Origin of the sequence: Roseofilum reptotaenium CS-1145, from assembly GCF_028330985.1 — a bacterium.
GTDB lineage: Bacteria > Cyanobacteriota > Cyanobacteriia > Cyanobacteriales > Desertifilaceae > Roseofilum > Roseofilum reptotaenium.
Genome location: NZ_JAQMUE010000104.1, coordinates 1 through 2,838 on the forward strand (window position 1 = coordinate 1; position 2,838 = coordinate 2,838).

The following is a 2,838-nucleotide window of genomic DNA, read 5'->3' on the forward strand; positions in this document are numbered from 1 at the left end:
GCCGAACCAGCCTACATAGAGGCGGTTTTCGGTTGAGGTTACCCACTGACAAAACCGCTCCCAAGCGCTCGCGTTGGAGCTTTGTTGGAGAGTTGTGGTCATGCTTTTATGATGGCTATTTATTTTTCTAGGTTCTGTGGCGGCTAATTTCCGTCCACATCTCTAATATAAACAACTTTGTGTAGTTTTGTAAAGCTCTTTTAATTTAACGATCCTGATTGATGATATTAACTGAGCTTATCAGTTTAATATCGAATCCTCGGATCGACATAAGCATTGAGAATATCGATCGCAATACTAGCCATTACAACAATAGAAGCGAAGAATACGACAACCCCTTGAACGGTGGTGTAATCGCGATCGCTAATTGCCTCATACAACCGATTGCCCAAACCCGGCCAAGAAAACGTCACCTCGGTCAACACAGTTCCCCCCAACAGCGCCGCTAACGTCAACCCCAAAATCGTAATCACCGGAATCAACGCATTTTTCAGGGCATGGGAGAGCAAAATCCTCAACTCCGGAATTCCCCGTGCCTTGGCTGCTTCCACATAATCCGCCTTCAGAGTTTGTTGTAGATTCACCCGCACTATCCGCTCAAAAATCCCACTGAGCAACAACCCTAACGTCAAAGACGGCAGGGCTAAATGATGAATGGAGACCCAAAGCTGTCCCAAATTCCCACTTAATATACTATCCATCACATAAAGTCCCGTCGGCCCTTGGGGAGGCGTTTCCCCCAGAGCAAAGCGAGTGCCTAAAGGAAACCATTGCAACTCCACTGCAAAAATTAACTGCAACAGCATTCCCGCCCAAAACGGCGGTACTGAATAAGTAATAATGCTAAACAACCGAGCGCCCACATCCAAAGGTGTATTGGGACGCGAAGCTGCCAATGTGCCAATCGTAATCCCGATCGCCAGCGCCACCCCCATACTGCACACGGCCAACTCCATCGTTGCCGGAAAATGCAAGCCAATAATATCCCAAACCGTTTGTCCGCGACTGGTTAAGGATGTCCCCAAATCCAATTGCAACAAACGGCCCAAATAATTTAGGTATTGCAACCCCAAAGGCAAATCTAAGCCTAATTGTTGTCGCAATTGTTCCTTCGCTTCTGCGGACGCTCTCGCCCCATAAATAGCATCCACGGGATCGCCCGGAGTCGCCCTTAATAATAGGAAGACCAAAGTGACAATCAGCCACAACATCAGGGGAGCCAGCAACACACGAGCCAGAATATAATACTGGAGAGCCTTAGAACGGGACATAGAATCGGTAACTTTATACTATAGTTGCTCAATTAGTCCCTATTTTAGGGGCGATCGGGACTGCGATCGCTGAGAATTTCTACATGGACGGGAGTTTCTGGCGATCGCAGCATACCCAACAGGATCAATAGATATGGATGATTACCAATTACAACTCGATTTCCGGCCATCGTTCCACCGAAGATCCATTTGGGTTATACTTAGGTCTGGTATGGAGACAGGACTATTTATCTCGGTCATGGAGGGATTGGGTAAACCTCAAATAGATCGCACCTTCGAGATTCCTAGTGATGATGCAGAGACTATTTACCAAGCTTCCTATGATTTAATTTTACGTTACTCAGCACCCTCAAACCACCGAGGACTTGATGGAATTTTTATAGATGGTAGTTTCTTAAACGAACACCTTTCTCTAAAAACCTTCCACTTCTGGTCTCCTAAGAAGAATGACTACCCACACGAGCTTATCAATGTTGTCTTGAGTCCTTTAAAATTCCAGATTCTCGATGTTATGTTCAATGATTACTATGAGGAATTGTGGAGGTATTTCCACCATTACATAAGGTAAGTACGGATGATTTCGGGAATTGCTACCCATCAACAAAATACATTGGGAGAACAGCGCTTGGCACTGCATGGATTAGCCTGGGAAAACTATTTTTAGAGCAAGCTCAAGAAGATGAAATTGCAGCAGAAGAAGCATTGCGTCAATTCATTCAGGCAAGAACCGTTTAACGATCAAAAGTTCAAGGGACAACTAAGATCGGTTCCAATACCATCTTGGAAACCAAAAACTAAAGGCTACTAACACGGCCAACAAAGGAGTGCTGAAAGCTGTACGCATAATCAGAAAAATTTCAAGTGACAACCAAATTTGGGATAAAGTCAATAAGACTGCCGCAATTAGATGTACAATTCCCCATATAATAGTCAGAATGACCCAGGCAGACTTAAATTCTTCAGACTTACGAAACTCCCCTAACTCCTGTGATTTCGGAATTTCCCCCATCGCTTCAGCAAAGATAAGTATTAAGGGGCGAGAAAATCCTAATGATCCAAGAAAAACAAATCCCCAAATCGTGTGATCGATCGCCGCTGTAGCCAGATAAAATTCTGGATTAAGTGTAACTATTATACCCACAATTTCAATAAGAGTTAAAGGGATAGACAATAGGGCAAAGAGATTGATTTTCTTAAATGCTAAATGAGTTATGGCAGCAACTCCAACCGCCCACCCAGCAGCTAACAGGGCACCAATCAAAGGCTTGTCAAAACGATGAAATAGATAAAAGATTACAAGTGGAATTAGCCCTCCAATGATGAACTGCCTCCAGGGGAAGCGCTGTCTTATTGAATGCCACCAGGTTTCTGATTGATTTTGATGGTTCATGTGTTTTCTTTCTTTTAGTTTAGCTATGTCCTACAGCTCAAGGGGTGACAAGGCAGCTCAAAGGTCGCTATAGCGACCTTTTTCGGTGGTATTTTGCTGAAAACATCAACTCAATGGTCGCGATCGCATAACCATAGCATCAGATTAGAGGGTTACTTGCCCAAAAAATCCCTGAGA

The 2,838-nt window shown here is 44.2% G+C and carries 4 protein-coding genes; 1 reads left to right on the top strand and 3 read right to left on the bottom strand.

The features are described 5' to 3' along the window. Positions 1-245 precede the first annotated feature (245 nt). Both PN466_RS23410 and PN466_RS23415 read right to left on the bottom strand, forming a co-directional pair. A complete protein-coding gene (locus tag PN466_RS23410; RefSeq protein ID WP_271944538.1) occupies positions 246-1,271 on the bottom strand; it encodes an ABC transporter permease in 1,026 nt (341 codons plus the stop codon). A 44-nt stretch (positions 1,272-1,315) separates the two neighbouring features. Then, positions 1,316-1,441, bottom strand: coding sequence for a hypothetical protein (locus PN466_RS23415; protein ID WP_271944540.1), 126 nt, complete (start codon positions 1,439-1,441; stop codon positions 1,316-1,318). Positions 1,442-1,808: 367 nt separating this feature from the next. Between PN466_RS23415 and PN466_RS23420 the strand changes: the two genes are divergently transcribed. Next, entirely contained in the window at positions 1,809-2,006 is a 198-nt protein-coding gene (locus tag PN466_RS23420; protein ID WP_271944541.1) for a hypothetical protein, read from the top strand. Between the two features lie 22 nt (positions 2,007-2,028). On the opposite strand, the gene PN466_RS23425 is transcribed toward PN466_RS23420, so the two are convergent. Then, entirely contained in the window at positions 2,029-2,661 is a 633-nt protein-coding gene (locus PN466_RS23425) for a VC0807 family protein (RefSeq protein WP_271944543.1), read from the bottom strand. Positions 2,662-2,838 lie beyond the last annotated feature (177 nt).